Origin of the sequence: Peijinzhouia sedimentorum, assembly GCF_049340005.1 — a bacterium.
Taxonomy (GTDB): Bacteria; Bacteroidota; Bacteroidia; order Cytophagales; family Cyclobacteriaceae; genus CAXBDP01.
Genome location: NZ_JBMPIY010000009.1, coordinates 78,898 through 105,389 on the forward strand (window position 1 = coordinate 78,898; position 26,492 = coordinate 105,389).

The following is a 26,492-nucleotide window of genomic DNA, read 5'->3' on the forward strand; positions in this document are numbered from 1 at the left end:
CAGTCCATTCGGCAAAGCACGAATCTTTCTAAGGAGAGGTGGGTGAGTGGCTGAAACCAACAGTTTGCTAAACTGTCGTACTCGTAAGGGTACCGGGGGTTCGAATCCCCCCCTCTCCGCACCAAAATAACCCACTGAATTTCAGTGGGTTATTTTTTTTAAATAACTAGTTAAAAGATAATCCAATAAAATCCCTCCATCATAACTCCGACTTCATTAATATTTTACTGAAAGGCTATTTGGCTCCCAAACCCTGACTTTAATCACCTCAAACCCAGAAATTCCTTTTTAATTTTAGTGATCGATTAAATCTGAATCAATGGAGCAACAATGGCATTCCTTATCTTTTGAAGAAGCACTAAGTAAACTAAAGGCTGATAAAGAAGGCCTAAACCAAAGTGAAGTTGAGAAGCGTCGATTGCAGTATGGGTATAATGAAATTCCTGAAGCTGGACAGCAGAGTATTTTAATGCTCTTGTTCAAGCAATTCAAAAGTCTTCTAGTCGGAGTATTGCTTGTTGCCGCCATTATCTCATTGCTCAGCGATCATGCAATTGATGCCTATGTAATCTTTGCAGTAATACTTATAAATGCTACTATTGGCTTTTCTCAACAAATAAGAGCAAACAAAGCAGTTGCTTCGCTAAAAAGTATTTTGGTAAGCAAAACCAAAGTATTGAGAGACAATGAAATGATAATCCTCCCCGCTCGTGAGCTTGTACTAGGAGATATAATCATTTTGGAGGAAGGCGATAGTATTCCTGCCGATGCAAGACTTATTGAATGTAAAAATGTAAGAACCATCGAAGGACCGCTCACAGGTGAATCTTTACCAGTTGGGAAAAGAGAAGAAATTATTGCTCAAGAAACTCCAATGGCGGATAGAGTCAATATGCTTTATAAAAGCACATTTATGGCGGGAGGTTTTGCAAAAGCAGTGGTTACTGGCACAGGATTGAATACGGCTATTGGAGAAATTGCTCAAAGTTTATCCGGCATTAAGCAAGGCAAAACCAACTTTCAAAAGCGCACAGATATTCTTGGAAAGCAAATGGCGGTAATTGCCATTTTAAGTGCCTTATCATTGTTTGTTGTGGTTTACTTTACACAAGGCTCCACCATAGAAGAAAGCTTAATTATAGCTATTGCAGCATTAGTTGCAGCAATTCCGGAAGGTTTGCCGGCTGTGTTATCTATCGTTTTGGCAATTGGAGCTAATCGTATGGCAAAGCGAAAAGCCATAATGCGAGAATTTACTGCTACCGAAACAATTGGAGCAATCACCACTATTATCACTGACAAAACAGGCACGCTCACTCAAAATACCCTGAATGTTCAGAAAATTGGTATCGCAGGTGAGGATGACATTGAAGTAAGCGGAGAAGGATGGAATCCAGAGGGTAAATTCTTTCAATTGGAAAAGGAATTTGATGGGCTCAATATGCCTGCATTCCTTCAGTTTATCAAAATTTGCGAATGGAGTAACAATGCTCAAATAAATAAAAAAGACAATAAATTCGAGCTTATCGGTGATCCTACAGAAGGAGCTCTGAAAGTATTAGCTAAAAAAGGAGGCTTTCAAAATCAGACTTGGAACTGCAAAAGAGTTGATGACTTGCCTTTCAGCTCCGACCTGAAAATGAGAGCTTCATTGATTAACTCAGAAGGAAAAAAGCAGATACTTATAATTGGTGCGCCTGAAATGGTATTGCAAAAATCCTCCCGCCAATTAACAAGCAAAGAAATCAAGGAACTAGATGCTAAGGGTAAAACCCAGATAAAAACAAAAATTGAAGCTTGGTCCGGAGAAGCAATGCGAGTAATTGCTTTAGCTTATTTAGATGTAGATTCTACTACCATCAAAATTGATCCAGATCAACTGAATAACTTGACTTTTGCGGGAATTGTAGGAATGATTGATCCACCAAGGCCAGATGTAGCCGATTCAATTAGCAAATGCAAAGAAGCTGGAATACGTGTGATAATGGCCACAGGAGATCATGTAAATACTGCCATCGCAATCGCCAAGGAAACAGGAATTCTTGAGCCAAATGCAGATGCCAAAACCGCTGCACTCACAGAAGTGGATTTGCTAGAAATGGATGAAAAGGAATTCGAAAAAGCAATCCTGAGTGTGAATGTTTTTGCTCGACTCACGCCCAATATGAAATTGCGAATTGCTGAAACTCTGCAAAAATCAGGAGAATTGATTGCCATGACAGGAGATGGAGTGAATGACGCTCCCGCATTAAAAAAGGCTGACATAGGTGTGGCAATGGGCATTATGGGAACAGATGTAGCGCGTGATTCGGCTCAAATGGTGCTGGCTGATGATAATTTCTCCAGTATTGTGCATGCAATTGAGGAAGGCCGGATTGTATTTACAAACACACGGCAAACAAGCTTTTTCCTAGTCACAACCAATTTTGCTGAAATTACCACATTACTAGCCACTTCGATGATGGGTTTTCCAATCCCACTCACAGCTACTCAGATACTATGGCTAAATCTGGTGACCGATGGCGTGGGTGATATTGCTTTGGCTACAGAAAAAGGTCATGGTGATGTATTGCAGCAAAAACCGATTAATCATAAAGAGAAAATTCTCAACCGAAGCATAGTGCCGTTTCTGATTATCAATGTGACTTTAATGGCCATTCTTACTATTAGCGTATTTGCATGGCATTATGAGGAAGGCTTGGAAATTGCCAGAACAGCAGCATTTATCACGATGTCTTTTTGTCAACTGTTTAACATTTTAAATATGCGTTCCTTGAAATTATCGGTTTTCAACATTGGTATATTTAGCAATCGCAATATCAATCTTGCCCTATTTGCTTCTGTTATTATTACCGTTTCTATAATCGAAATACCCTTTTTCCAATCCCTTTTCCAATTCAAAACCATTTCAGCTTTAGAGTTTATCACTTTGGTATTTCTTAGCTCATTTGTGCTTTGGTTTGGTGAGATTTATAAGTGGGTGATGGGAAAGAGAGAAAATGATTGAAAAGTGTAAATCAAAAATTCCCAAACCTCAAAAATATCCCAAGTGGCAATTTCAAACCTGATTTTGAAGGAATATAAAACTCTCCTAATTCAACATTTTTCATATCGAAATACGAGCGAATAATATTTTCGGCCATCAGTGCAGACCAACCCATCGAATAGAGATTGATGATCAAAAAGCCTTTTTGCTTGTCGAGAATTTGGGAACAGTACTCCAGTAATTCGGGCAATAGTTCTTGTAATAGCCACTTCTCTCCTTTCGGTCCACGTCCATAGGCGGGTGGATCTAATACAATTCCTTGATATATATTACCTCGAGAAGCTTCACGGCGAGTAAATTTCAATGCATCTTCCACTACCCAGCGGATATTATCCAAACCTGAGTTTTGTTGATTTTCATTGGCCCAACTGATAATGCTTTTCACCGAGTCCACATGCGTTACCTCTGCTCCAGCTGCTTTGGCTGCTAGTGAAATTCCTCCCGTATAAGCAAAGAGATTTAGTACTTTACAGTTTGACGGATTTTCCCATTGCTGAATTTGCTCATAAATGTATTGCCAATTACTAGCCTGCTCCGGAAATACACCAATATGACCAAATGCCGTAAGCGCCAGTTTGAAACGAAGCTTTGTATTGCCCAATTGATAATTGATCTGCCAATGGTCTGGCATGCCGGGTTTCAAATTCCATCCTCCCGCTTCATTGTCTGTGCTACGATGAGATTTCTTACTGTTATCTCTGCTAAAATGCGCCTGCGACAATCTCTCCCATTCTTCATTTTTCATCGCCTTTGGCCATATCGCTTGCGGCTCGGGACGAGTGATGATAAACTTGCCAAATCGCTCCAGTTTTTCGAAATCTCCACAGTCTATCAACTCATAATCTGCCCAACCTGGAGGAGGCACCAAACTTAAATTCTTATTTTCACTTGCTTGCATTGGGTCAAAAATAGAAATATGTTGATATTTTTACCCCTATGCCAGCAGAACAAATTATTCAAAGTCCAAAAAACCCTAAAATAAAGAACCTTGAATTGCTCATTGCAAAAAGTCGTGAGCGTAAAAAACAGGGTTTATTCGTGATTGAAGGGCGAAAAGAGTGCGAATTAGCGATAAAATCAAATTTGGCGCTTGACTCTTGGTATTATTATCCAGATGGTCTGGGCGAAGAGGAAAAAGCATTGATTCCACTATTACAGCAACTCAATTTGCCAAGTTATAGATTGGAAAAGGAAGCCTTTGAAAAAATAGCTTATCGAAGCGGAACAGTTGGATTAATATTGCTAGCAAAAAGCTACGAGCAAAAGCTATCAACATTGAAGCTGTCAAAAAATCCACTGATCTTGGTGGTAGAAGGCATAGAAAAACCAGGTAATTTAGGAGCATTATTACGCACCGCAGATGCTGCCCAACTTGATGCCGTAATCTGCTGTGATCAACAAACCGACTTATTCAATCCCAATGTAATTCGCTCCAGCCTTGGCTGTATATTCTCTGTGCCCACAGTACAATGTGGCAGCGAGGAAGCTATTGCTTGGTTAGGTGAAAAAGGAATTCAACTATTAGTCACAGATTTGGAAGGAGCTGTTTCCTATTTGGAGGTTGATTATAGAAAATCGACGGCAATTGTGATGGGTACAGAAGCTACAGGAATTACAGAACTTTGGAAAAAGGCAGCTGATGCCAAAATCAAAATACCAATGCTGGGCTTGATAGATTCTCTCAATGTAAGCACCTCAGCAGCTATTGTGGTATTTGAAGCAAAAAGACAGCGGGAGGTAAAGTAAATTCCATAAATTGGTCATCGAAGTCACGCTAAACACATAAGCAATTGTTTTTCATTTTATCCAAAACCATTTCCTTTCTTGCCATGCCACTTACGCTTATTTCGCTGGCTTGGATGACATTTTTACTGATCAAAAAGAAAACTTGGAAAAGGCGATTGATGTGGATTGCTTTGTTATTATCTTTTGTATTTACCAATAATTTCCTAGCTCAAAAGCTAATGTATTGGTGGGAAATACCCGCGACTCCGATTGCCTCTCTCGAAAGTTATCCTGTAGGTGTGGTACTCACCGGCATTGCACTTACCGATCGTGAACTCAATGACAGAGTATATTTTGCTCGTGGTGCAGATAGAATCGTAAATGCGCTGCAACTTTACAAAGCAGGCAAAATCCAAAAAGTACTTATCAGTGGTGGTACAGGCAGGATCGATCAAGAAATTGGCTTTCCAGAAGCGATTGCTTTGAAGGATTTTCTGCTCTTGGCTGGAGTTCCAGAAAATGATATAATTCTGGAAACTGATGCCAACAATACGTATGAAAATGCCAAATTCTCTGCTGAGATCTTAGCTCAGCAATTTCCAAATCAAAAAATCCTCTTAATTACATCGGCTTTTCATATGCGGAGATCCGCAGCTTGTTTCAGCAAGCAAGGTGTTAACTTTGACACTTTTACAGGCGACTTTTTCGCAAAGGATAAGCAAAAATACGGATTAGGAGATTTTCTTATTCCTAATCCGGATGCGCTTAATATTTGGACCAAGCTTTTTAAAGAATGGATTGGAATGATTGCCTATAAAGTGGCTGGATATATTTGAGTTATTTAGTTAATCTTAATGCTCTTCATCATACTTTTCTACTAGCTCAACTAAAGAATCATAGTATTTTTGAAGATTTTGAATTGTGATATGTGGATCTGAATCATTAGGAATTGTCATTGGCATTTCATCTAAGTACTTTTCTAACTCAGGGTACTCGCTTCTAATCTCATTGGTTAGTTCTACAATTTTTGAATTGAGTTCCTTTTCTTTTTGGTCGTAGTTCATGATTTCTATTATTTATAATTATAAAGATCGGTAATATATTTACTCTCCTCTTTTAAACGAAAGCATTGCAAGCATGTTGTTAATTGATATCGTTTTGGGTATTCTAAAAAATAAAAAAGGAGGCCAACCCCTCAGCCCCCTTTTTATTAAAATAATCCGACTGACTATTTATTTATTACCTCCTGAGTAAATTTTATTGTAAGCAGCTTTTTGCTCTTCAGTGTAGCGTTCACGATAACTCGCTGGCAAAGTGGTTTTTTCAGGCCAATTGATTGCCTTATCTACAATCAGCTTTTTACCTCCTGCTTTCTTTATCATTTGAAAAGAGTCATAAAGCTCTCCCGTTGCAGTGTATGCATCAAAATGCAATTCATCTCCATCGATAGTAATCAATTGATACAATTGTACATTTGAAGCGGCTCTATCCATCCATTTATCTGTTGTTAGGTCATACATTTTCGGCCCACTTACAGATACCACATACATCGTAGTGGCTTCTTCACTTTGTGCATTTACACCCATCGGGATATTGCTGCCACGTCCATAAGTATGATCATGACCTTGTAATACCAAATCAACATTATACTTATCGAAAATCGGCTTAAACACTTCTCTAAACTCAGGATTGTCTCTTCCTTCTTTCGATGAATATATTGGGTGGTGAAAAGTGATGATGATCCATTTCTTATCATTATTTGCTAATACATCTTCAAGCCATTCAGCTTGCACCATTCTTGAATTCTCATCCAGATTGATCATTTGTGAATTGAGCGAGATAAATTTAGCATCTTGATAATCCGTGTGAAAAACTGTTCCTTCATGACCTGCGGGGCCATTCGTTGGGAAATTGAATGTAGCATTCCAATGATGATCCACAGTAAGTGTTCCAGCCTCATCTCTAAAATATTCGTGATTGCCTGGTGTAGCAATACTTGGGATCATAGCGTGAATAAAACCTCCCGCATGATGCCACTCACCCCATTCCTTATCGCTGTTGGATCTATTAATTAAATCACCTGCATGCAACATAAAAGCTGCTCTTGGCAGATCGATAAAGGCTTGGCGAATAACTCTTGACCACATAGATTTCACGTCATTTTGTGCATCACCAAAATAGATAAATGAAAATGGCTCAACTTCTGAAGCTGCTGTTCTGAAATGAAACCACTCCGTCCATAATTCACCATGACCTACTCTATATGCATAGAGTTTCCCAGGCAACAAACCTGTGAAAGTGATATTATGGTAATGTGCTTGTACGGCTCCATCGTTATTTAAAATAGTTTTTGCAGTATGGCGCGTTGCATTTTTCGGAAACTCTGGCGATTCATCTGCCAGTACTATTTCTGCAAATGATTCGGTCACCTCAGTACTTGTGCGCCAAGTTACGGTTTGAGTCGTTTTTGGGTCTTCTGCCCAAGTAAGAACTACTCTATCAGGATACGTTTGGGGTAGAAATTCTTGTGCATGTACAAATTGTACACAGCCCAAAAATAAGATTAGTAATAATTGCTTTTTTAAATTCATTACAGTCTTTGTTTTAATAAAATCAATATAAAGAGATGTAAATGATTAAGCGTTGTTCCCTAATCATTTACATCTCATTTTTTTACTTAGTAAGCATTAAATCTAACTCCAATATTGCCCCAAGAAGAGTAATACATATCATCGAAAGGTTTGCCATCGCCAAATACTTCGGAGATAGGTGCATTAGTCAAGTTGCTAATACCCAAATAAATACTTAAGTTTTTTGATACACGCTGTGAAGCTGAGAAATCAAGCTGACTCCTACCCTTTTGCAAGATATCGTTTGCCTCTACATCAGCTAATTCTGTGGTGTATGTATCATAAAAATACATGGATAACCTACCAGAAAAGCCAAATTTCTCATAAGATAAGGAAACATTCCCTACATGAGGTCGCATGTCTGGTAAGCGAACAGTGCGGGTGGAAGTAATACCTGGTACTTCAAACTCAGACTGCACATAAGTATAGTTTGCATATATTCCCAAGCCGTTAAGTACACCTGGCAAGAAAGTCAATTGCTGCTGCCAAGCTACTTCAAAACCTTGAGCAGTAGCAGTCGCTCCATTTACAGTTTGATCAATTCTCCAGCCATCATAAATACCACCAACTCCAGTTGTTGATTGCTCATAAATATAATTCCTGATACTCTTGTGGAATACCCCGCCTGAAATCAAACCTACAGATTGAAAATAATGCTCGAATAGTAAATCATAATTAACTGACGTTGCTTGATCCAAGTTTGGATTTCCACGGTTTACTCTTCTATTTCTATTAAGAACTTCTTCCCATGGCACCAAATCATAATAACTAGGTCTTGCCAATGAACGAGTAACAGCCATTCTTACATTAGTATTTCCAGTTGGCGAATATTTCAAATTCAATGAAGGAAAAAATCCATCGAAGGTTTTACTTGTATTCACTGGAATCGTATTTAGGTAATTTCCATCCTGATCAAAGTTCACTTGATTTCCTTGATAATCGAAACCTGTTTGCTCATATCGAACACCAGTAATTGCTTCAAACTTGTTAAGCTTCAATTTAGTCATGATATATGCAGCACCTAAATATTCTGTGCCTTCGAAAGAATCTGGATCAGTATTTTGTCTGGTATAATTTTCATTATCCTTAAAAAGGCCAGGATTACGGTTTAAGTAATCTTCTAGCAATTCAGCTTCAGGGAAATTACCTAGTTGATAATTGTTGTTGAAATGATCTAGTTTCTCATAGTCAGACAGATAATCTGAAAGAACAAAGTTGCCAGAGATCAAATCATGAAGGAAGTAGTTACGACTTCTATCATTGTATTTATAACGGAATCTACCTCCCGCTTTTACTTCACCAATCGCATTTCCTATTTTATATCCTCTCTTGGCGTTTACTGTAAATTGACCATCATGATCCAGAGACATATCATGTCTATTAATATATCTGTTTGTAGTATATTCACTTGGATCGAATGGGTCTTCTTGATCAAAATTGAATTGTGGTGCTCTCATGTTAGAAAAGTCCATTTGAGCTGATAAGTTATTGCGAACGAAACTAGCTGCATAATAGATGGGCTGATCGTAATTCCCTCTTGAATAGGTCAAATCAAAATCTAGATCGACTGCCGAAAGCGAAGTTTTACCACCTGCAGATATTACTGTTACATCACGATTATAATCTCTCCAGTTTCCTGCTTGAGTAATTCTAATGTTTTCGGCTTGTGTTGGGCTGCTATACGTTCCAATGTTATAGACTCTTTCTAATCTATTTTGAATTTCATAATAAATATTGCCTGTAGCACGAACATAGAATGATGAAGTAGCATTTGGAAAATAATTCAACTCTGCATTAAGACCCACATTATCTCTTTTTATCATATAACCATCTGTATCTAGGCTAGAAAGCAATTGATAATCTACACCGTCAAATGTGTAATCACGATAATTTTTCTCTACTTGATCTTCACCTCTCCAGCTTCTCAAATAGCTGGCTCCAACCAAAAATCCAATTTTGTCTTTACGTTTACCATAACTAAAACCTGCTTCATAATTTTGCTTATCTACCAAAGCATTGTAACCAACTGAAGCTCTAGCATCCAAAATCGTTTCATTTTTTGCAGGAGATTTTGTTACAATATTTACTGTTCCTCCCGTACCATCAGCATCTAAATCTGGAGTCAATGTTTTGATTACTTCAATAGATTCAATCGTACTTGACAATACCCCATTCAAATCGGTATTACGACCACCGGCGTTTGTGGAAGGCATACGTGTTCCATTTACTGTAACAGAACTCAAATCTTGACTCAAACCTCTAATGATCACATCACGGGGCAATCCGTAACTATAACTCACAGCCACACCAGGGACTCTTTGTAGAGATTCACCAATTGTCAAGTCAGGAAAACGCTCCATCTGCTCTTGCGACATTACATATTTGATGTTGTCAGCAGATTTCATTTTAGTAAGTGCTTTAGTTTCACCTTTTCTTATGCCCGTCACTGTAACACCATCAAGCTCCGAAAATGTTGAAGCCATTCTGAACTCAACATTTACAGTACCATTGCCTATTACTTGTACAGTTTGCTCTTGGCTTTGGTAACCAACAAAAGTTGCTACCAAAGTAATTTGACCTTCGTCGATACCTGAAATTCTAAAACGACCGTTGATGTCGGATACTACTGCTTTGTTGGTTCCTTTAATACCAATGGTAGCGAATGCAAGTGCTTCATTTGATTGTTCATCGACTATAGTACCATTGATAAATCCTTTGGCCTCAGATGCAGGCTTTATCACTTTTACCTTTTCTACCTTTCGAAGCATAATTTGGTTTCCGCGGATAGAATAACTCAATTCCAAAGGAGTTAATATCTCTTCAAGAACTTCCTTTAACGTCTTCTTTTCAGCTTTATAAGAAATTAATTTAGCATCATTTACATAATTTGTTGAGTAAACAAACATGATTGAAGCTTGTGCTTCCAAATTATTAAGAGCGGTTTTGAAAGCTACATTCTCTAGCTGAAGATTACATTCAGTTAAAAGTACTTCTTGTTTTGGGTTATTAGCAAAGCCCTTATTAAAGATGCCAACTAACATTAGTAATACCAGCAAATAGTGCTTTAACACCATTGCTTTTGGTTTTAGTAAAACATTTTTCATAGTTTTAAGAGATTTTGATTGATTGGTTTTTTTTAGAATTATTTGATCATCAAGATTTGCCAAGGATGTTGCCGCATCCTTGGTTTTTTATTTTTGTACACATTTGTTTCCACTAAAAGTTATTGTTCTCCCTTTCACCTCATAGGTCAGATTTAGAATTGTTGAAATGGCATCAAGAATTCCTGTAAGGGAATTATCCTTGAGCTTACCCGAAAGCTGACAAAGGCCAATTGCTGGGTCGGAAAATTGAATTTCAATTTCAAACCTAGACTCTAGCATTTGTGCAACCTCATTCAGCGTTTCATTTTCCAAGACCATGAAATTGTTGATCCATCCAAAGTATTTTTCAGGATTGTTAATAATTGATTTTGATAAAACTCCCTCATCTTTATCAAAAGTCCCCTTTTCATTTGGTAGCAATTCCAGTTTCACGGTAGGCGATTCGTAGTTTTCGATCGAAACTTTACCAGTTCGTACAGTGACCTCTACAGCTTCCAGATCAGCATAAGACTTAATATTGAAACTTGTGCCTAATACCCTTGTAATCAATCCATTAGACTCAATCACAAAAGGCCTCAACGAATCGGGTGTAACTTCAAAAAATGCCTCTCCGGAAAGTATTATTGTTCTCTCAGTTTCGGAAAATTGTTCAGGAAATTCAATGGTACTTAGTTCATTGAGCCAAACCTTTGAACCATCACCCAGCGTAATCAAAGATCGCTGCCACCTATGCGTAGATTTCGAAATAGTATTAGATGTAATCTCACCGACACCAAACCAAACCACAGAAACTGCCATTAACAGAATGAATGAAACAATACCTAATTGAATTCTTTTAGCAGAAAAAAGTCGCTTTTTGGGTTGGCGATTTTCAAATCTCTCTTTGCTCGAAATATTTACCTTTATTCTTGACCTAAGCTTTTGCTCTAACCTGTCTGAGTCAGTATTTGGCAAGGTGATATTAGCCTTACTCCATATATTCTTCAGGTCATTATAATGAGCCTGCTTTTGTGGATGCTGATTTAAGAATTCAATGAAAATAGATCTTTCGTTCTCATCCATCTCATCAGAAAAATCTCTAATACAACTCCTAATGAAACTATTATTATCGAGCATTATCAAGGTCTTTATTTCAAGACCGATTTCTGCAGGTTTACACGGGCTGTCTTACATCAACAAATCGTTAACTAATCGTGAACTCTATTAATAAGATGATTTTTGACGCATGATCTTTTGAAGAAAAAGCAATGCGCTTGAAATATGATCTTCTACAGTTCTCGGAGATATTTCGAGTAGTTCTGAAATCTCTTTGTGTTTTAAGCCATCAATTCTAGAAAGCTTAAATACTAATCTTCGTCTTTCTGGTAATAGATCAAGAATATCCTCTAATTCCTTGTACTCCTCAGCTTGTATAAAATCATCTAAAGCAGAAGTTTCTGTTCCGCTAATATGAAAGGCATTCTCAATATCTACGTAATTGTGGCGGGAGGATTTTGCCAATTCATTGAGAGATCCATTTTTTACTGCTCGATACAAATAAGCTTTTGGATTGTCAATGGCTGAAAGCTTCGGGTTTTGCCAAATTCTAAAAAAAACATCCGAAACAACTTCCTCAGCCAATGGCAAATCTTTTCTTAGTAAAAAATAAGATAGTTCAATAAGTCGCTTCGAATATCGTCTAAATAACTGAAAATAAGCACTTTCGTCTTTATTGCTGATAAGCTGAAATAGTTCACTATCTGATAATTGCCTTTCCATTGTTTAAAGCTATGGAGAGAATTCTAGCTTTAATTCGACATCAGATTATCAAAATATTAACCTGTAGATAAAATGTTTAATTCGTACATTTAGTAGTTTAGAAATGTCAAAAACAGATCAAAAACTTACGAAAAGGTTCAATTTCATTCAAAATATGAGTAATTTAATCCGAAATAGAATTGAGCAGGAAAATGCAGGAAAAGAAAAAGGAATGTCCTAATTGTGCGATGCAAATAGATTCGAAAGCAAGACTTTGTCCCATTTGTGAATATGAATTTCCAAAGCAATCAGTTTGGATACAGGTAGTTGCTGTAATATTGATAATTGCTTTTTTACTCGTTTATATTTTATGAAAAAAGGCAATCTGAATACAAAACTCAGATTGCCTAAAATTATCCTCCCGCCAATTCCAAATGCCTTTGCAGTGAGCTGGTAACTGCATCTATCACCAAATTATAGAAAGGCTCTGGATTGTTATTTACCTGCACATTTTCCAAGGCTTTATAGTATGTCATTCTAGAATCAAAATCGCCTTTCAAATTAGCAATGGTAAATCCATTTTTAAGCAAAAGCATATTCATTACCAAGCGAGATGTTCTACCATTTCCATCTACAAAGGGATGGATTGAAACCAAACGCTCGTGCATTTCAGCGGCTAACAACACGGGATGCAGAATGTGCTTTTGCTGCTGAAAATGAAAGAAATAATCTTCCATAAGCTTTTCGAGCATGTAGGGTTGCGGCGGAACATGTTCACTACCAGAAATCCTCACAGGCACATTACGAAATTTACCAGCATTTTCTCTGTCAATCCCCTTCAGTACGAGAAAGTGAATTTCCATTAAGCTTCTTTTGCTAAAGGGCTCCTTTTTGAAAGACAACTCATCGATAAACTGAATAGCATCATTATGATTGACTGCCTCCAAATGCTCGCGCATAGATTTACCGGCAATTGTCAAACCTTCGTTTATAACCAAATGAGTTTCTTGCAATGTCATGGTATTGCCTTCAATCCGATTGCTCTCATATGTATATTCCACATTGAAATACTCCTTCATTTTGCTGATTTGCGTTGCATTCAAAGGTTTTGCATCCTTCCAGCGAAGCTTCAATTCATCCAAAATTTGAAGTTTATCTTCAATTGTAGATGAAATTTTGGGCAATATGAGTGCATTCTCACTTAATAGATATTCAGCTCTTGACTCGGCCAAGGCTAGTATTTCACTAGCATCTGGTTCGTATTTTACCAAATTTACTATTCGCTCTTCAAGCCACTTTTTGCGCAGTGCCTCAAAATCAATTTCTAGTCCTAGACTTAATGATTTGATATTGGCTTCGGTAGGCATTCTATTTCCCTTCTCAAACTTTGAAATCAGAGCAGCATCTATCCGACTGATCGCAGACAGCTCTCTTATCACTAAGCCTTTTGCTAGACGAAGTTCTTCCAAGAAGTTTCCAAGGGTTTTCATTATTTAATTGACTTTTTATTTGTTGACAAATTTAGTCAAAATTTCAGGTAAAAAAAATCATTAAGAAATCATTTTCATTTTCTACATTTGAACATTGAAAATTTTCGCCATCATATGGTCTGTTTTCCTATTCTCGCTTGCTGCATATCCTTGTTGTGAGGAGCATGCCTGTAACGAAACGGAAACCGGTATAGAAATTCCGGTAAAAGAGCAACTCCCAATCAATAGCCCTTGCTCTCCAATGCATAACTGCCATACGAGTATTGGATTTATATTTAACAATTCTCTCTCAGGAATTGAATCTAATTTTACCGAACTTTCATCGACCATTACCCCGAAAATTCCAACACTTAAAACCTCCACTTTTTTAAAGACGATTTGGCAACCGCCACAGTACTAAGAATTGCTCTATAATCTCAACTGAGATTCATTCAATTTTTGTATTACCAAAATCTTCTTTTAAATGAAATTCATACGAATATTCACAATTTGCTTATTGCTATTTTCAAATAGCTATGCGCAAAATAATTTAGAAATAACTGTTAATGATGCTGACAGTGGTGAAGCACTTATTGGTGCTTCTGTATTTATCAAAAGCTTAAATATGGGAGGAAGCACCAATCCTAATGGCTACCTCAAACTTGAAAATCTTCCAGACGGTGATCTTTCCATCAGCATAAATTACGTCGGCTACGAAAGCCAAACCGTAAATGTGAACCTTCCAAGCCAAAAAGCCATCGTAGTACTGATGGAGCATGACCATGAAGAAATGGAAGAGGTCGTGATATCTTCAACAAGAAGTTCAAGAACCATCCAAAATATTCCAAGCCGTGTGGAATTTATTGGTGGAGAGGAACTTCAAGAAAAGGTAAATATGAAGCCTGGGGATATTAGAATGGTACTTAATGAAAGTACTGGTATCAATACCCAAATTACATCTGCAATCTCTGGCAATGCAAGTATCCGAATACAAGGATTAGATGGCCGCTACACCCAAATATTGAAGGATGGGCTGCCCTTATTCTCAGGAGCTGCAGCTGGTTTAGGATTGTTACAAATACCGCCATTGGACTTGAAACAAGTTGAAGTAATCAAAGGATCCTCCTCAACACTATATGGCGGAGGTGCAATTGCCGGAATGGTAAACCTTATTTCAAGAACGCCGGAAGATGAGGCTACATTGGAGTTACTCCTCAACGGGACTAGTGGAGGCGGATTAGATGCCAGTGTTTTTTATGGCAAAATGGGAGAAAAAATAGGCCTCACAACGTATGCTTCTTATAATCAAAATAAGGCTTATGATCCATCAGATGTCGGGTTATCTGCAATACCTGAATTCCAAAGATTCACTTTGAATCCACGGTTATTTTATAAGCCTTCCCAAAGTACCAAGTTGAACTTTGGTATCAACAGCAGCATAGAGGAAAGAATTGGTGGTGAAATGGCTTATCTGGATGACAGAAAAAATAATACTGGCTATTTCGAGTCAAATAATTCTACCCGACTTAGCTCACAATTTGGACTCACTCACAGCTTTAGTAATAATCAACAGTTAGAAATAAAAAATAGTCTGAATCATTTCGATCGCGAATTATCCACTCCAGGATATGTATTTGATGGGACACAATTTTCAACTTTCTCTGAAGTAAATTACTCAATAGAGCAAAGTGAATCAGAATGGATTGCTGGCGTTAATTTATGGACTGAAAAATTCACTCAGGAGCCATTCTCTAATCAGCAAATAAAAGATTATGCCTTCAATACATTTGGCATATTTGGGCAAAATGTTTGGGAAACTTCTGATTTACTAACCATCGAAACGGGTCTTAGGGCTGATTATGTGACGGATTACGGCTGGCTATTATTACCAAGATTCTCTGCACTATTCAAAGTGCATCCGAAGGTCAATTCCAGAATTGGTGGCGGCTTGGGTTATAAAGCTCCAACGATTTTCACAGAGGACACCGAAAGACGCCAATATCGTGACATCCTCCCGCTCAATTCCAACATCAATAAACTAGAGCGTAGCTATGGAGCAAATTGGGATATAAATTATACCACACTAATCGGCACCAAATTGACATTAAATCTGAATCAGCTTTTCTATTACACTTATTTAAGTGACCCTTTGATGTTAAAAGCAATTGACAATTCTACATTTCAATTACAAAATATCGATGGCTTCATTAGTACCAAAGGGCTAGAAACGAATATGAAATTTGGCTATGATGATTTGAAATTATTTCTTGGTTACACATTTACAGATACAAAACTGACGGAAAATGATATTACAAGTGAAAATCCTCTAACGCCAAAGCATCGCATCAATTCGGTACTGATGTATGAAAAACACGATGATATACGAATTGGTTTGGAAGGATACTACTATAGTACACAGCAACTTGGAGATGGAACAAGCGGGAGGGATTATTGGCTAATGGGCTTTATGGTTGAAAAAATGTGGGAAGGATTTTCTGTATTCATCAACTTCGAAAACATCCTAGATGCACGTCAAACTCGCTTCGACACAATTTACACAGGCTCAATTAGCAATCCTCAGTTTAGAGACATATATGCCCCACTCGAAGGCTTTGTAGTGAATGGTGGATTCAAAATCAAACTGCATTAAAATAAAAAGGCAGCTCAAATTGATATTAGGGCTGCCTTTTCCTAAACAATTATTCTACTGATTTTATCAATTATTAATTTTAAACTCTGCTTCTGTATTAAATGCCTTCAAAGGGAAGGTTTTTTTTCTTTTTCCAATTGAAACCGTCACAATATTCGTCTGATCCTCAAAAAGCTCCATTAGATAAGTAGCTTCTACTTTTATAATATTTGGAGTTTTGGTCACGCCTTTCAATTGATATTCATAAATCAATGCGTCAAAATTTTTCCCTTTTTTGATAAATACATAATCATTTTTTAATGCACCATCAATTTGAATTTTCAAATTATGCCAAATGTATTCATCAACATACTTCTGAATATTAGGATTATTACCATCTTTCACAATGTCAATCCCGTGTGCAATCATCAGTATCTCTTGGATATCTGTTTCGAATATTTGTACTTTCACACTTAAGAAATTCTTACCCTCGTCGTATTGCATCAGTGTATTAGACAGATAAAGAGGATGAGTGCCACTTAAGAGTAGGGAAAAGTATAGGATAAAATTCAACATATAAATTCAAAATTGAGGATATACAAATTAATCAAACAACCGCTAAAATAATTAACTGAAAAACTATTAATGATTACGGTCTTTAAAGGATAAATTTACTCAAAAAAAAACTTCTATGGATCAATTTACACTGTTTTTAAAACTAGGATTTGAACATATAGCCGACGTAAAGGGTTATGACCATATCCTTTTTATAGTAGCACTTTGCGCTATTTATACTATAAAGGATTGGAAAGGTATCCTTTGGATGGTCACTGCTTTTACTTTAGGTCATAGCGTCACTCTAGTTTTAGCCACCTTCGAGTTGATTTACATGAAACAGGAGATTGTAGAAATGTTAATTCCAATTACCATTTTTCTTACCTGCGTATTCAATATTGTAATCCATAGACCTGACTCCAATTTTAGAAACACGGCCAAAATCAAATATGGCACTGCAGCTGTTTTTGGATTGATTCACGGATTAGGTTTTTCGAGCTACCTGCGAAGCATATTGGCCATGCAAGATTCAGTAATTCTTGAACTTTTTGCTTTCAATGTCGGCCTCGAATTAGGTCAAATATTAATAGTATTTATAACACTTGGTTTGGCTTTCATCACAGTTGATTTATTCAAAGCAAAAAAGAGAGAATGGAATTTGGTGCTTTCTGGCGCAGCTGCTGGAGTATCATTCTTAATGATTTTTGGCTTAATTTAAATCAAATACTAAATGACACAAGAGAAAGCAATCCGATATCTAAGAATTACTGCAATACTAGAAGGCATCTCATACCTAGCTTTGTTTTTAATCACAATGCCCCTTAAATACCTTGCTGAGGTTACTTTACCAAATTACATAGTTGGCATTGCGCACGGCTACCTCTTCTTGACTTATTGTGTACTTACTGTTATCTGCTGGAGAAAATTCATGTGGAAGTTCCCAGATTTCTTGAAATTATTTATTGCCTCCTTATTGCCCTTCGGCACATTTTATATGGATAGTAAATTTTTAAAGCATGAAGAAGCAGCCTTAAAATAAGCGAATTATGGAAGCTGATATACAATTAATTAGTGTCTTTGGTAAAGAGCAACATAACTTATTAGGTAATGTCTCGGCAGTTGTTTGGCTTGAACATGAAATCACAGCTAGTAAAATGCAGCAAATTGCCTCAGACTTAAACCAGCCTGCGACCACATTTTTGTGCGAACATAATGATGAAATAAAAGTGAAATGGTTTGCTCCAGATGCCGAAATTGGACTCTGTGGTCATGGCTCATTAGCTGCAATTGCTTTTTTATCAAATAGAAATAACACCACTACTGCAATCACTTTGAATTATGCGGGAGGTGAAATTAGCGGAGCAGCAATAGATGAAAATCATTGCCAAATTCAGATCAACGCCATCCCAACTCTTGAAGAAAAATCAATTCCAGCAATACTTACCAAAGGTCTAGGTGTACCAATTATCGGTTATTTCAAAACCTCTAATAAAGATATAGTCCTTTTAGAAAGCGAAGAAGATGTGAAAAATATGAAACCAAATTTTGCATTACTCAGACAATCAGAAGTATTTGGATATGCTGTAACTGCTGCTGCTAAAAAGGTTGATTTTGTGAGTCGAACTTTGGTGCCGCATGTTCAACAATTGGAAGATCACGCTACAGGTTCTTCACATGCTGCCTTAGTTCCTTTTTGGGCGAATAAATTAAACAAGCAAAAGCTCGTCGCAATACAGCATAGTCCTAGAGGTGGTTATTTTGATTGCGAAATCCAGAATGATGATATTGTGACTCTAGAAGGTGAATTCAGAACGATTTTCAAAGGAAAATTAACTCTCTAATTCTATTACAAGTCTTGTAAAATATTCCTTGGTAAACTTCCCTCCCGCTTTTTACAACGTTTCTTCGTAATCAAAACCTCATCTACAAAAAAATATTTTCCATTTAGTTGAACTATTGGGTTTAATTCATCGTAATATTGCAATATAATAAATGAGTAAGTAATTTTGAGCTTTTAGAGCAATTACTTGCTATTCTTTAATCAAAACACTTATTTCAATTAAAGCCAATAAAATCATGTCAAACGAAGAAAAATTAAAACAAATTGTTCGCGAAAAATATAGCGAAATAGCTTTACAAAATAAAGACTTGAATGCCGCCTCATGCTGTGGGGCGGGAGGATTCTCCAACGAAGTTTACAACATTATGACAGACGACTACACCGACCTCAAAGGCTATCAAGCCGATGCGGATTTAGGTTTAGGCTGTGGATTACCTACTCAGTTTGCGCTAATACAAGAAGGCGACACTGTTATAGACTTAGGTTCAGGAGCTGGAAATGACGCATTTATTGCAAGACATGAAACAGGTGAAAAAGGCAAAGTAATTGGCATCGACTTCACAGAAGCGATGATAAACAAAGCAAGAATCAATGCTGACAAATTGGGCTACAACAATGTAGAGTTCCGTTTTGGGGATATCGAAAATATGCCAGTGGCTGACAATACAGCTGATGTAATTGTGAGTAATTGTGTACTCAACTTAGTGCCTAACAAGAAAGCTGTAATCGCTGATATATTTAGAACCTTGAAACCTGGTGGTCACTTTAGTATTTCAGACATCGTACTTGTTGGGGATTTGCCAGATGCGCTTAGACATGATGCAGAAATGTACGCTGGCTGTGTTTCAGGTGCTATTCAAAAAGATGAATACTTAAACTTTATTGAGAAGCAAGGCTTCAAAAACATCACGATCCAAAAAGAAAAGCCGATTGTCATTCCAAATGATATTTTGAGCAAATATTTGAGCGAAAGTGAAATAAAAGAATTTAATTCGGGTGCTACTGGTATCTTTAGCATTACAGTATTTGCTGCTAAACCAGGAGCAAAACAAAAAATAAACTTAAGTCAACTTTCAGCTTCTCAAACTGCACAGACTTGTGCACCAGGTTCGGGTTGCTGCTAGCAAACCAAACTACAAATGATTAAATCAAAACTAGCTCTATCAGTACTTTTCATTGTATTGATAGGGCTTTTTGCTTTTTTGAGCCGTGAGAAAAGCTCCACCATTTTCCTGATAGGTGACTCTACCATGGCGGATTATGAAAATTATGGCGAAGACTATATGAAAACCCGCTATCCTATGACTGGATGGGGGCAAGTATTTCAGGAATTTGTAAGTCCGCAAAACATAGTAGGCGTTCGGCTCCTATCTCATCTTGATTCGGTGAAAGTAGATAATAGAGCAAGAGGCGGGAGGAGCACGAGAACCTTTTTTGAAGAAGGCCGCTGGTCGGCAGTGTATCAAGAATTGAAAGAAGGAGATTTCGTATTGATGCAATTTGGCCATAATGATGCATCTGAAAAAAACCCTGAAAGATATGTGAATACAGAAGGCTACAAGGAATATTTGCGGCTATTTGTGAATCAAAGTCGTGAGAAAAGTGCCACTCCAATCATAATAACGCCAGTGAGTAGAAATTACCCATGGAAAGATGATAAACTTGGAAATGTACATGGCGAATACTACACAGCGGCAATAGAAGTAGCCAATGAATTGAATGTATATTTAGTTGATTTGACTCAACTTTCCATGCAACATTTTACGGCTAAAGGCCGAGAATATGTAACGAATAATTACTTTATGAATTTTGAAGCTGGATTGTATGAAGCCTATCCCGAAGGCAGTAATGACAATACACATTTCCAACCAGAGGGAGCCAAAGTAGTTGCCGAATTGGTTTATAACTCATTGAAAACCTTGCGTTAATCCTAATTTATCTTCTTACTTTTTTTTGTATTTTTTCAGCTATTTTCTTAAAATAGCAAATGATAAAAATGTCAGTTTCTATTTAAAATGACTACCAAAGCTCTACACATACTAAACAAAACATTTGGATTTCAATCATTTAGAGATCGACAGGAAGAAATCATCAATTCTGTAATTGGTGGAAGAGATTGCCTAACGATAATGCCTACTGGCGGAGGCAAATCAATTTGTTATCAAATACCTGCCATGGTTTTTGATGGCCTTACAATTGTGATTTCACCACTTATTGCTTTGATGAAAGATCAAGTAGACTCACTAAGACTAAATGGAATAAATGCGGCTTTTATCAATTCAACCCAATCTGCAACGGAGCAAAGTCGAATATTAAATGAAGCCGAATCCGGTAAAATTAAATTACTCTATTGTGCACCAGAAAGACTTATTGGAGGAACAAATCCCTTAATCAATTGGCTGAAAAGATGTAATGTTAGCCTATTTGCAATTGACGAAGCACATTGTATTTCGCAATGGGGTCACGATTTCAGGCCTGAATATTTGGCTTTGCATCAAATAACCACGGAATTTCCAAATGTGCCCGTAATGGCACTTACCGCTACAGCCGACAAGCTTACCCGCAGAGATATCTTATCTAAACTAGGTTTAAGAAATCCTGGCATTTTTATTTCCAGTTTCAATCGCAAAAATATTAGCTATACAATAGAGCAAAAATCACAAAGCTTTGGACGGCTGATGGATTTCTTGCTTGAGCATAAAAATGATTCGGGCATTATCTATTGCCTATCCAGAAAATCAGTTGAAGATACTGCTGAAAGGCTCCAAAATGAAGGAATAGACGCCCTACCCTATCATGCAGGATTAGATCAGCACACTAGACAACAAAATCAAGAGCTTTTCCAGAATGATAAAGTGCAAATAATGGTTGCCACCATTGCTTTTGGAATGGGAATAGATAAATCGAATGTGCGATTTGTAATACACATGGATTTGCCAAAAAATATTGAAAGCTATTATCAAGAAACTGGCAGAGCTGGTAGAGATGGTCTACCAAGTGAAGCATTGCTGTTTTTCTCTTATGGCGACGTGCAGAAACTCCAATACTTTATTCAAATAGACGACAACCAAGAGCAGACAAAAATACTGGATAAAAAGCTCAAACAAATGGCGGAATTTTGTCAGATAGATACTTGCAGAAGGCAGTATTTGATGAATTATTTCGATGAGGCTTTTCCAGATCATTGTGGAAATTGCGATGTATGTCTTACCAAATTTGAGGTGGAAGATGCAACAGAAAATGCCCAAAAAGCCTTATCTGCGGTAGCTAGATTGGAACAAAACTTTGGAATGGGCTATGTAATAGACTTCTTAAAAGGATCAAAATCCAAAAAAATTCACGCTCATCACCGCCAGCTAAAAACATTTGGTATTGGAGGTGATATGACTAAAGAAGGTTGGCAAACATTCTTTAGACAATTATTGAAAGATGAAGTACTAATTCAAAATGGCTATGAAATGCCCGTTCTTGGATTAACAGAAAAAAGCTGGGAAATATTGAAGGGACAAAAGCCCTATCAGATTAGAAAAGTTAAGTCAAAAGTTAGTCAGAAGGCAGGAGCTGAAAATCTAGAAAAAGCCCTATTTGAAAAAATGCGTTCCTTGCGTAGCATACTAGCAGAAGGTGAAAAAGTGCCTCCTTATGTGATATTATCTGATGCTAGTTTATTAGAAATGGCCACCTACCTCCCGCAAGACTCTACTGAATTGTTACGAATAAGTGGGTTTGGGAATATCAAGGTGGAAAAATATGGACAGGACTTTCTCAAAGTGATTCATAATTATTGCACAGAAAATAAACTCCAATCTCGAATCCATTACAAAAAGAGAGTTACTGCTAAAAAGGTAAATAAAATAACAGATACAAAAACTGAAAGCTACGAGCTATATAAGCAAGGAAATAGTGTTGAGGAAATTGCTGAAATTCGATCCATGGCGACTTCTACCATCGAAGGGCATTTAGCAGGATTTGTAGGTAATGGAACTATCCCAATTGAGAAATTTGTAGATAAAAAGACCCAAGCAATGATAAACAAGGCTATTCAGCAATTTGGAATGGGCAGCTTGAAAATTCTCAAAGAAAACCTCCCGCCATCTATAAGTTATGGTCAGATAAAAATGATGATGGCTCAAAAGATTAAGTAAGAAAGCATTATAAAACTTCCTATTCAAACCAACCTAATAATTACTCCACAGGTTGTTTATCTACTTCTTCTTGTTCAGGCTCCACATTTCCGCCATCTTCTTTGCCACATCCTGTAAATACAATACTGAGTGCAAATACTAAAATGATTACCGTTATTTTATTGAATTTCATTTGGTAAATTAAATAAGTACAAAACAAAAATAATTAATTCACTGATCAAAACATGAACTTTTTAATCTAAAGTTCCTTTACATTTAGTGTTTTATTGATTCCCTTAGATTCCACAAAATTATTTATGGCTCAAATAAGAGATAAGCAAAAACTGCTTATTATAAACGAAAATATGTGGCGAGTGATGTGGAAACTTTCGGTTCCTGCCATTCTTGCTATGGTATTATTCGGGCTCAATGCCTTTCTGGATGCCGTATTTGTAGGCCAACTAATCAATGCTACTGCCTTGGCTGCAGTTTCAATATCTTACCCGCTTTCTCAAATAACTTTTGGCTTAGGCTCACTTATTGGCATAGGTGCTGGAACGGTTTTGAGTATTGCTATTGGCGCAGGCGACACCAGTTCGCAGCAAAAAATATTAGGTAACATTACCACCCTGTGCTTTATCATATCGGCTGCATTTGCCATTCCATCATGGTTTTTCGCCGAAGAAATGGTTTCTCTTATGGGAGCTGAAGGTGAATTGCTTAGGCTTGGAACGGAGTATTTCAAAGCCACCCTACCTGGTGCTTTCTTTTGGATTTTGGGTTTAGCAATCAACATGCTTATACGTGGTGAAGGTAAACTCAAAGAAGCAGCCTATATGATGGCCATCGGTTTAATTATCAATATCATTTTAAACCCAATTTTTATTTCAACATTTGAAATGGGTGTGGCAGGCGCTGCTTGGGCCACTAATATTGGGATGATTACTTATGCGATTGTAGGATATTGGTATTTCCTTCGCGGTAAAGCCTCATTTGATACAGATGTACGCTACTTGGGAATTGATAAAAAACTCTCCAAATCTATACTTTCTCTTGGCTTTCCATCATTGATCATGTCGCTGATGGGCTTGATTCAAGCATTGGTGGTTTACAACGCCATCAACAATTACGGAACTCAATCGGATGTCGCATTTTTCGCGGCTTCCCACAGAACAGTTTTATTTCTGATTACTCCTCTTTTTGGATTGATGCGAGCTTTACAGCCAGTGATTGGGATGAACTATGGCGCTGGCAAAATGGACAGAGTGGAAAGTAGCTACAAAACATTCTCTCTGGCTGGTTTCCTTATCATATTTCCATTCTGGCTTTTGATGAATATTTTTCCTGAAAATTCGCTAAGCCTGATGTTACCAGGATATACTTATGGGCCAGAGGAGATTTGGAATTTCAGAGTATATACATTTGTGCTTCCTTTACTCCCACTTGTTTTTATGGGCCTTACTTTCTTTCCATCTATTGAGCGAGGAAAAATTGCGAGTATTTTAGCTTTACTGCGACAATTAATTTTTTATATACCTGTGATGCTCATTATTCCAATTTATTTTGGAATAAGAGGAGTGTTCTTTGGTGCAACTGTGATAGACGTAATTATGACCATTTTGATAGTCTACTATGTAAATAAAGAACTCAAGAAAATCCGACAAAAAGAGGCTGTAAAAAAGCCAGACATTGCAGAAGAAGTAATACTATCTAAACAAGTTTAATACCGCCACAAACAAAGCGGTTTGCGACTAAGCTATCAGGAACTATATTTGCTTATAGGGTGATGGTTCACCATGAAAAATACAATGAATGGAGTGGTTTAATAGTTTTTCCACATTTGAAGTAAGTGTAATTGGGCTTTTTTGCTTGGCCTATGTTTTATATTTCCGTCGCTGGTATCAGGCAGGCAAACTGCTCAAGCAAAAAGGCGGAAACTGGTCCTACAAATTTATAATCAGAAGTATTTATTTCGCTTTAATAATTGTGTCCTTACTCGGACCCACATTTGGCGTGACGCAAAAGGAAGTAGAATCAAGCGGCAAGGATATTTATGTATTGGTAGATTTATCAAAGTCGATGGATGCGCATGATATTGCTCCAACAAGAATTGAAAAAGTGAAGTTTGAGTTAAAAAAACTCGCGAATACTTTCGTCACTGACAGATTAGGTTTAATCATTTTTGGTTCCGAATCATTTGTCCAGTGTCCCCTTACTTTTGATAATTCAGCGCTTAATCTTTTTATAGAAACACTCAATACAAATTTGGTTTCTTCAAGTGGAACAGACTTTGGCCCTCCATTGAAAATGGCTTTAGATAAGCTAATTCAAGAAGGTGATCAGTCAGGAAAGCAATCTTCAAAAATTATTGTTCTTATAAGTGATGGTGAAGATTTCGGAGATGAAACCAGCGATGCAATAAGAGAATTGCGTAGAGAAGGCGTAAAAGTTTTCACCATTGGTGTAGGAACAGAGGAAGGTAGCACAATCAGAGATGGTGTGGATGTTCGTAAAGACCAAAATGGCCAACCTGTCGTTACACGTTTGAACTCTAGAGCGCTTAAGGAAGTTGCAGTAGAGACAGGCGGAAAATACTTTGAAATAAACGAGAGTATAAATGAAACTCCAAGGCTAATAAGCGCAATTGATAGTGTAGAAGGAGAGTTCAGACAAAGCCGACAAGTAGATGTGACTGCCAATAAGTATTATTACTTCCTTGCGGCCGGCCTATTTTTAATGTTTGTAGATGCTTTGGTAAGTGTAAGATTATTTAAACTATGATAAAATTTATCTTAATAATATTTCTAGTAATAAATCCCATTACTGACTTCAATGATATCGCTAAGATGAACACATTGAAGAAAGAAGCGCGGGAGGCATTTAACAATGGAGAGTTTGAAACTGCAATAAATAAGTACACAGTACTTATGCAGGAATATCAGCAAACTGACCCAAACATGTTGCTGAATTTATCACATTCATATTATAATGCAGGCAATATGGAAGAGGCCGAGAAAGCTTACAAACCGCTTATTGCTTCATCTGATATGAATGTTCGCTCCATTGCCAACCAGCAATTGGGCAATATGGCCTCTGCCAAAGAGGATTATAAAACAGCGCTAAACTATTACAAAGCTGCACTGAAAGCTGCTCCAGATAATGAGGAAGCTCGCTACAACTACGAGCTGACCAAAAAACTGCTTGATGAACAAAAAGAACAGCAGGAAAATGAAGATGGTGAAGAGGAGAAGCAAAATGAGCAAGAACAAGAAGAACAAGGTGAAGAAGAGAAAAAGGAGCAAGAGGAAGGTTCTGAAAGCGAAGAAGAAAATCAAGAAAAAGGCGAAGAGGAAAACGAAGAACAGTCTGAAGCTGAAAAGCAAGAAGGTGAAGCCGAGAACGAAACCGAACAAGAAAATCAAGATCCTCAACAGCAAGAGCAAAACGAGAAAGATCAGAGAATGGAAGATATGCAATCTCTGAAAGAAAAGCTCGAAGAACTCAACATGAATGAACAGACGGCCATGATGATATTGGAAGCTTTGAAAAATCAGGAAATTCAATACATCCAACAAAAGCGTCGTCAAACGAACCAACCTAAGAAATCAGGAAAGCCTGATTGGTAAAATCTAA

The 26,492-nt window shown here is 37.3% G+C and carries 22 protein-coding genes and 1 tRNA gene; 14 read left to right on the top strand and 9 right to left on the bottom strand.

Annotated elements, in window-relative coordinates:
- Nucleotides 1–32 precede the first annotated feature (32 nt).
- Nucleotides 33–119, top strand: a tRNA-Ser gene (locus tag ACOXY8_RS12610).
- A 200-nt stretch (nt 120–319) separates the two neighbouring features.
- Entirely contained in the window at nt 320–3,007 is a 2,688-nt protein-coding gene (locus ACOXY8_RS12615) for a cation-translocating P-type ATPase (RefSeq protein ID WP_458331959.1), read from the top strand.
- Nucleotides 3,008–3,017: 10 nt separating this feature from the next.
- On the opposite strand, the gene ACOXY8_RS12620 is transcribed toward ACOXY8_RS12615, so the two are convergent.
- Nucleotides 3,018–3,944 carry a class I SAM-dependent methyltransferase gene (locus ACOXY8_RS12620; RefSeq protein WP_458331960.1) on the bottom strand — a complete coding sequence of 309 codons (927 nt, stop codon included), beginning with the start codon at nt 3,942–3,944 and terminating at the stop codon, nt 3,018–3,020.
- Nucleotides 3,945–3,982: 38 nt separating this feature from the next.
- On the opposite strand from ACOXY8_RS12620, the gene ACOXY8_RS12625 reads away from it, so the two are divergent.
- Both ACOXY8_RS12625 and ACOXY8_RS12630 read left to right on the top strand, forming a co-directional pair.
- Nucleotides 3,983–4,792, top strand: a complete 810-nt coding sequence (locus tag ACOXY8_RS12625; protein WP_458331961.1) for a TrmH family RNA methyltransferase — start codon at nt 3,983–3,985, stop codon at nt 4,790–4,792.
- 44 nt (nt 4,793–4,836) lie between these two features.
- The gene (locus ACOXY8_RS12630) at nt 4,837–5,607 is read left to right on the top strand and encodes a YdcF family protein (protein ID WP_458331962.1); all 771 of its coding nucleotides are present in this window, start codon (nt 4,837–4,839) and stop codon (nt 5,605–5,607) included.
- Between the two features lie 15 nt (nt 5,608–5,622).
- Here the strand turns inward: ACOXY8_RS12630 and ACOXY8_RS12635 are convergent, their stop codons facing one another.
- From ACOXY8_RS12635 to ACOXY8_RS12660, 6 genes are all read right to left on the bottom strand, one after another.
- Nucleotides 5,623–5,835 carry a hypothetical protein gene (locus tag ACOXY8_RS12635; protein WP_458331963.1) on the bottom strand — a complete coding sequence of 71 codons (213 nt, stop codon included), beginning with the start codon at nt 5,833–5,835 and terminating at the stop codon, nt 5,623–5,625.
- Between the two features lie 168 nt (nt 5,836–6,003).
- Complete coding sequence (locus ACOXY8_RS12640) at nt 6,004–7,362, bottom strand: fibronectin type III domain-containing protein (RefSeq protein WP_458331964.1); 1,359 nt, start codon at nt 7,360–7,362, stop codon at nt 6,004–6,006.
- An 86-nt stretch (nt 7,363–7,448) separates the two neighbouring features.
- Entirely contained in the window at nt 7,449–10,505 is a 3,057-nt protein-coding gene (locus ACOXY8_RS12645; RefSeq protein ID WP_458331965.1) for a TonB-dependent receptor, read from the bottom strand.
- 87 nt (nt 10,506–10,592) lie between these two features.
- Entirely contained in the window at nt 10,593–11,621 is a 1,029-nt protein-coding gene (locus tag ACOXY8_RS12650; RefSeq protein WP_458331966.1) for a FecR family protein, read from the bottom strand.
- 87 nt (nt 11,622–11,708) lie between these two features.
- The gene (locus ACOXY8_RS12655; protein WP_458331967.1) at nt 11,709–12,263 is read right to left on the bottom strand and encodes an RNA polymerase sigma factor; all 555 of its coding nucleotides are present in this window, start codon (nt 12,261–12,263) and stop codon (nt 11,709–11,711) included.
- A gap of 392 nt (nt 12,264–12,655) precedes the next feature.
- The gene (locus ACOXY8_RS12660) at nt 12,656–13,732 is read right to left on the bottom strand and encodes a Fic family protein (RefSeq protein WP_458331968.1); all 1,077 of its coding nucleotides are present in this window, start codon (nt 13,730–13,732) and stop codon (nt 12,656–12,658) included.
- A gap of 463 nt (nt 13,733–14,195) precedes the next feature.
- Here ACOXY8_RS12660 and ACOXY8_RS12665 point away from each other — a divergent pair, with 463 nt between their 5' ends.
- Nucleotides 14,196–16,361, top strand: coding sequence for a TonB-dependent receptor (locus tag ACOXY8_RS12665; RefSeq protein ID WP_458331969.1), 2,166 nt, complete (start codon nt 14,196–14,198; stop codon nt 16,359–16,361).
- 66 nt (nt 16,362–16,427) lie between these two features.
- On the opposite strand, the gene ACOXY8_RS12670 is transcribed toward ACOXY8_RS12665, so the two are convergent.
- Nucleotides 16,428–16,916: a DUF6702 family protein gene (locus tag ACOXY8_RS12670; RefSeq protein ID WP_458331970.1), complete on the bottom strand. Its 489-nt coding sequence runs from the start codon at nt 16,914–16,916 to the stop codon at nt 16,428–16,430.
- A 115-nt stretch (nt 16,917–17,031) separates the two neighbouring features.
- On the opposite strand from ACOXY8_RS12670, the gene ACOXY8_RS12675 reads away from it, so the two are divergent.
- The 6 genes from ACOXY8_RS12675 to recQ all read left to right on the top strand — a co-directional run bounded on the left by ACOXY8_RS12675 (nt 17,032) and on the right by recQ (nt 22,880).
- Nucleotides 17,032–17,613, top strand: coding sequence for a HupE/UreJ family protein (locus ACOXY8_RS12675; RefSeq protein ID WP_458331971.1), 582 nt, complete (start codon nt 17,032–17,034; stop codon nt 17,611–17,613).
- Nucleotides 17,614–17,625: 12 nt separating this feature from the next.
- Entirely contained in the window at nt 17,626–17,934 is a 309-nt protein-coding gene (locus ACOXY8_RS12680; RefSeq protein WP_458331972.1) for a DUF3817 domain-containing protein, read from the top strand.
- Between the two features lie 7 nt (nt 17,935–17,941).
- The gene (locus ACOXY8_RS12685) at nt 17,942–18,736 is read left to right on the top strand and encodes a PhzF family phenazine biosynthesis protein (protein WP_458331973.1); all 795 of its coding nucleotides are present in this window, start codon (nt 17,942–17,944) and stop codon (nt 18,734–18,736) included.
- Nucleotides 18,737–18,971: 235 nt separating this feature from the next.
- On the top strand, nt 18,972–19,859 hold the full coding sequence (locus ACOXY8_RS12690) for an arsenite methyltransferase (protein ID WP_458331974.1): 888 nt from the start codon (nt 18,972–18,974) through the stop codon (nt 19,857–19,859).
- A 15-nt stretch (nt 19,860–19,874) separates the two neighbouring features.
- Complete coding sequence (locus tag ACOXY8_RS12695; protein WP_458331975.1) at nt 19,875–20,663, top strand: rhamnogalacturonan acetylesterase; 789 nt, start codon at nt 19,875–19,877, stop codon at nt 20,661–20,663.
- Between the two features lie 87 nt (nt 20,664–20,750).
- Nucleotides 20,751–22,880, top strand: coding sequence for a DNA helicase RecQ (recQ, locus tag ACOXY8_RS12700; protein ID WP_458331976.1), 2,130 nt, complete (start codon nt 20,751–20,753; stop codon nt 22,878–22,880).
- Between the two features lie 40 nt (nt 22,881–22,920).
- On the opposite strand, the gene ACOXY8_RS12705 is transcribed toward recQ, so the two are convergent.
- Complete coding sequence (locus tag ACOXY8_RS12705; protein ID WP_458331977.1) at nt 22,921–23,052, bottom strand: hypothetical protein; 132 nt, start codon at nt 23,050–23,052, stop codon at nt 22,921–22,923.
- Nucleotides 23,053–23,176: 124 nt separating this feature from the next.
- Between ACOXY8_RS12705 and ACOXY8_RS12710 the strand changes: the two genes are divergently transcribed.
- From ACOXY8_RS12710 to ACOXY8_RS12720, 3 genes are all read left to right on the top strand, one after another.
- Nucleotides 23,177–24,583, top strand: a complete 1,407-nt coding sequence (locus ACOXY8_RS12710) for an MATE family efflux transporter (RefSeq protein ID WP_458331978.1) — start codon at nt 23,177–23,179, stop codon at nt 24,581–24,583.
- 88 nt (nt 24,584–24,671) lie between these two features.
- The gene (locus tag ACOXY8_RS12715) at nt 24,672–25,640 is read left to right on the top strand and encodes a vWA domain-containing protein (protein WP_458331979.1); all 969 of its coding nucleotides are present in this window, start codon (nt 24,672–24,674) and stop codon (nt 25,638–25,640) included.
- The gene (locus ACOXY8_RS12720) at nt 25,637–26,485 is read left to right on the top strand and encodes a hypothetical protein (protein WP_458331980.1); all 849 of its coding nucleotides are present in this window, start codon (nt 25,637–25,639) and stop codon (nt 26,483–26,485) included. Before ACOXY8_RS12715 ends, ACOXY8_RS12720 begins: the two co-directional genes overlap by 4 nt.
- Nucleotides 26,486–26,492: the final 7 nt, after the last annotated feature.

Excerpts from the sequence above, each read along its gene's own strand:
- ACOXY8_RS12645 (WP_458331965.1), bottom strand. The coding sequence starts at position 10,505 with ATGAAAAATGTTTTACTAAAACCAAAAGCAATGGTGTTAAAGCACTAT.
- ACOXY8_RS12655 (WP_458331967.1), bottom strand. The coding sequence starts at position 12,263 with ATGGAAAGGCAATTATCAGATAGTGAACTATTTCAGCTTATCAGCAAT.
- ACOXY8_RS12620 (WP_458331960.1), bottom strand. The coding sequence starts at position 3,944 with ATGCAAGCAAGTGAAAATAAGAATTTAAGTTTGGTGCCTCCTCCAGGT.
- ACOXY8_RS12675 (WP_458331971.1), top strand. The coding sequence starts at position 17,032 with ATGGATCAATTTACACTGTTTTTAAAACTAGGATTTGAACATATAGCC.
- ACOXY8_RS12650 (WP_458331966.1), bottom strand. The coding sequence starts at position 11,621 with ATGCTCGATAATAATAGTTTCATTAGGAGTTGTATTAGAGATTTTTCT.
- ACOXY8_RS12705 (WP_458331977.1), bottom strand. The coding sequence starts at position 23,052 with ATGAAATTCAATAAAATAACGGTAATCATTTTAGTATTTGCACTCAGT.
- ACOXY8_RS12720 (WP_458331980.1), top strand. The coding sequence starts at position 25,637 with ATGATAAAATTTATCTTAATAATATTTCTAGTAATAAATCCCATTACT.
- ACOXY8_RS12660 (WP_458331968.1), bottom strand. The coding sequence starts at position 13,732 with ATGAAAACCCTTGGAAACTTCTTGGAAGAACTTCGTCTAGCAAAAGGC.
- ACOXY8_RS12680 (WP_458331972.1), top strand. The coding sequence starts at position 17,626 with ATGACACAAGAGAAAGCAATCCGATATCTAAGAATTACTGCAATACTA.
- ACOXY8_RS12640 (WP_458331964.1), bottom strand. The coding sequence starts at position 7,362 with ATGAATTTAAAAAAGCAATTATTACTAATCTTATTTTTGGGCTGTGTA.
- ACOXY8_RS12625 (WP_458331961.1), top strand. The coding sequence starts at position 3,983 with ATGCCAGCAGAACAAATTATTCAAAGTCCAAAAAACCCTAAAATAAAG.
- ACOXY8_RS12615 (WP_458331959.1), top strand. The coding sequence starts at position 320 with ATGGAGCAACAATGGCATTCCTTATCTTTTGAAGAAGCACTAAGTAAA.
- recQ (WP_458331976.1), top strand. The coding sequence starts at position 20,751 with ATGACTACCAAAGCTCTACACATACTAAACAAAACATTTGGATTTCAA.
- ACOXY8_RS12670 (WP_458331970.1), bottom strand. The coding sequence starts at position 16,916 with ATGTTGAATTTTATCCTATACTTTTCCCTACTCTTAAGTGGCACTCAT.
- ACOXY8_RS12715 (WP_458331979.1), top strand. The coding sequence starts at position 24,672 with ATGGAGTGGTTTAATAGTTTTTCCACATTTGAAGTAAGTGTAATTGGG.
- ACOXY8_RS12665 (WP_458331969.1), top strand. The coding sequence starts at position 14,196 with ATGAAATTCATACGAATATTCACAATTTGCTTATTGCTATTTTCAAAT.
- ACOXY8_RS12635 (WP_458331963.1), bottom strand. The coding sequence starts at position 5,835 with ATGAACTACGACCAAAAAGAAAAGGAACTCAATTCAAAAATTGTAGAA.
- ACOXY8_RS12710 (WP_458331978.1), top strand. The coding sequence starts at position 23,177 with ATGGCTCAAATAAGAGATAAGCAAAAACTGCTTATTATAAACGAAAAT.
- ACOXY8_RS12685 (WP_458331973.1), top strand. The coding sequence starts at position 17,942 with ATGGAAGCTGATATACAATTAATTAGTGTCTTTGGTAAAGAGCAACAT.
- ACOXY8_RS12690 (WP_458331974.1), top strand. The coding sequence starts at position 18,972 with ATGTCAAACGAAGAAAAATTAAAACAAATTGTTCGCGAAAAATATAGC.
- ACOXY8_RS12695 (WP_458331975.1), top strand. The coding sequence starts at position 19,875 with ATGATTAAATCAAAACTAGCTCTATCAGTACTTTTCATTGTATTGATA.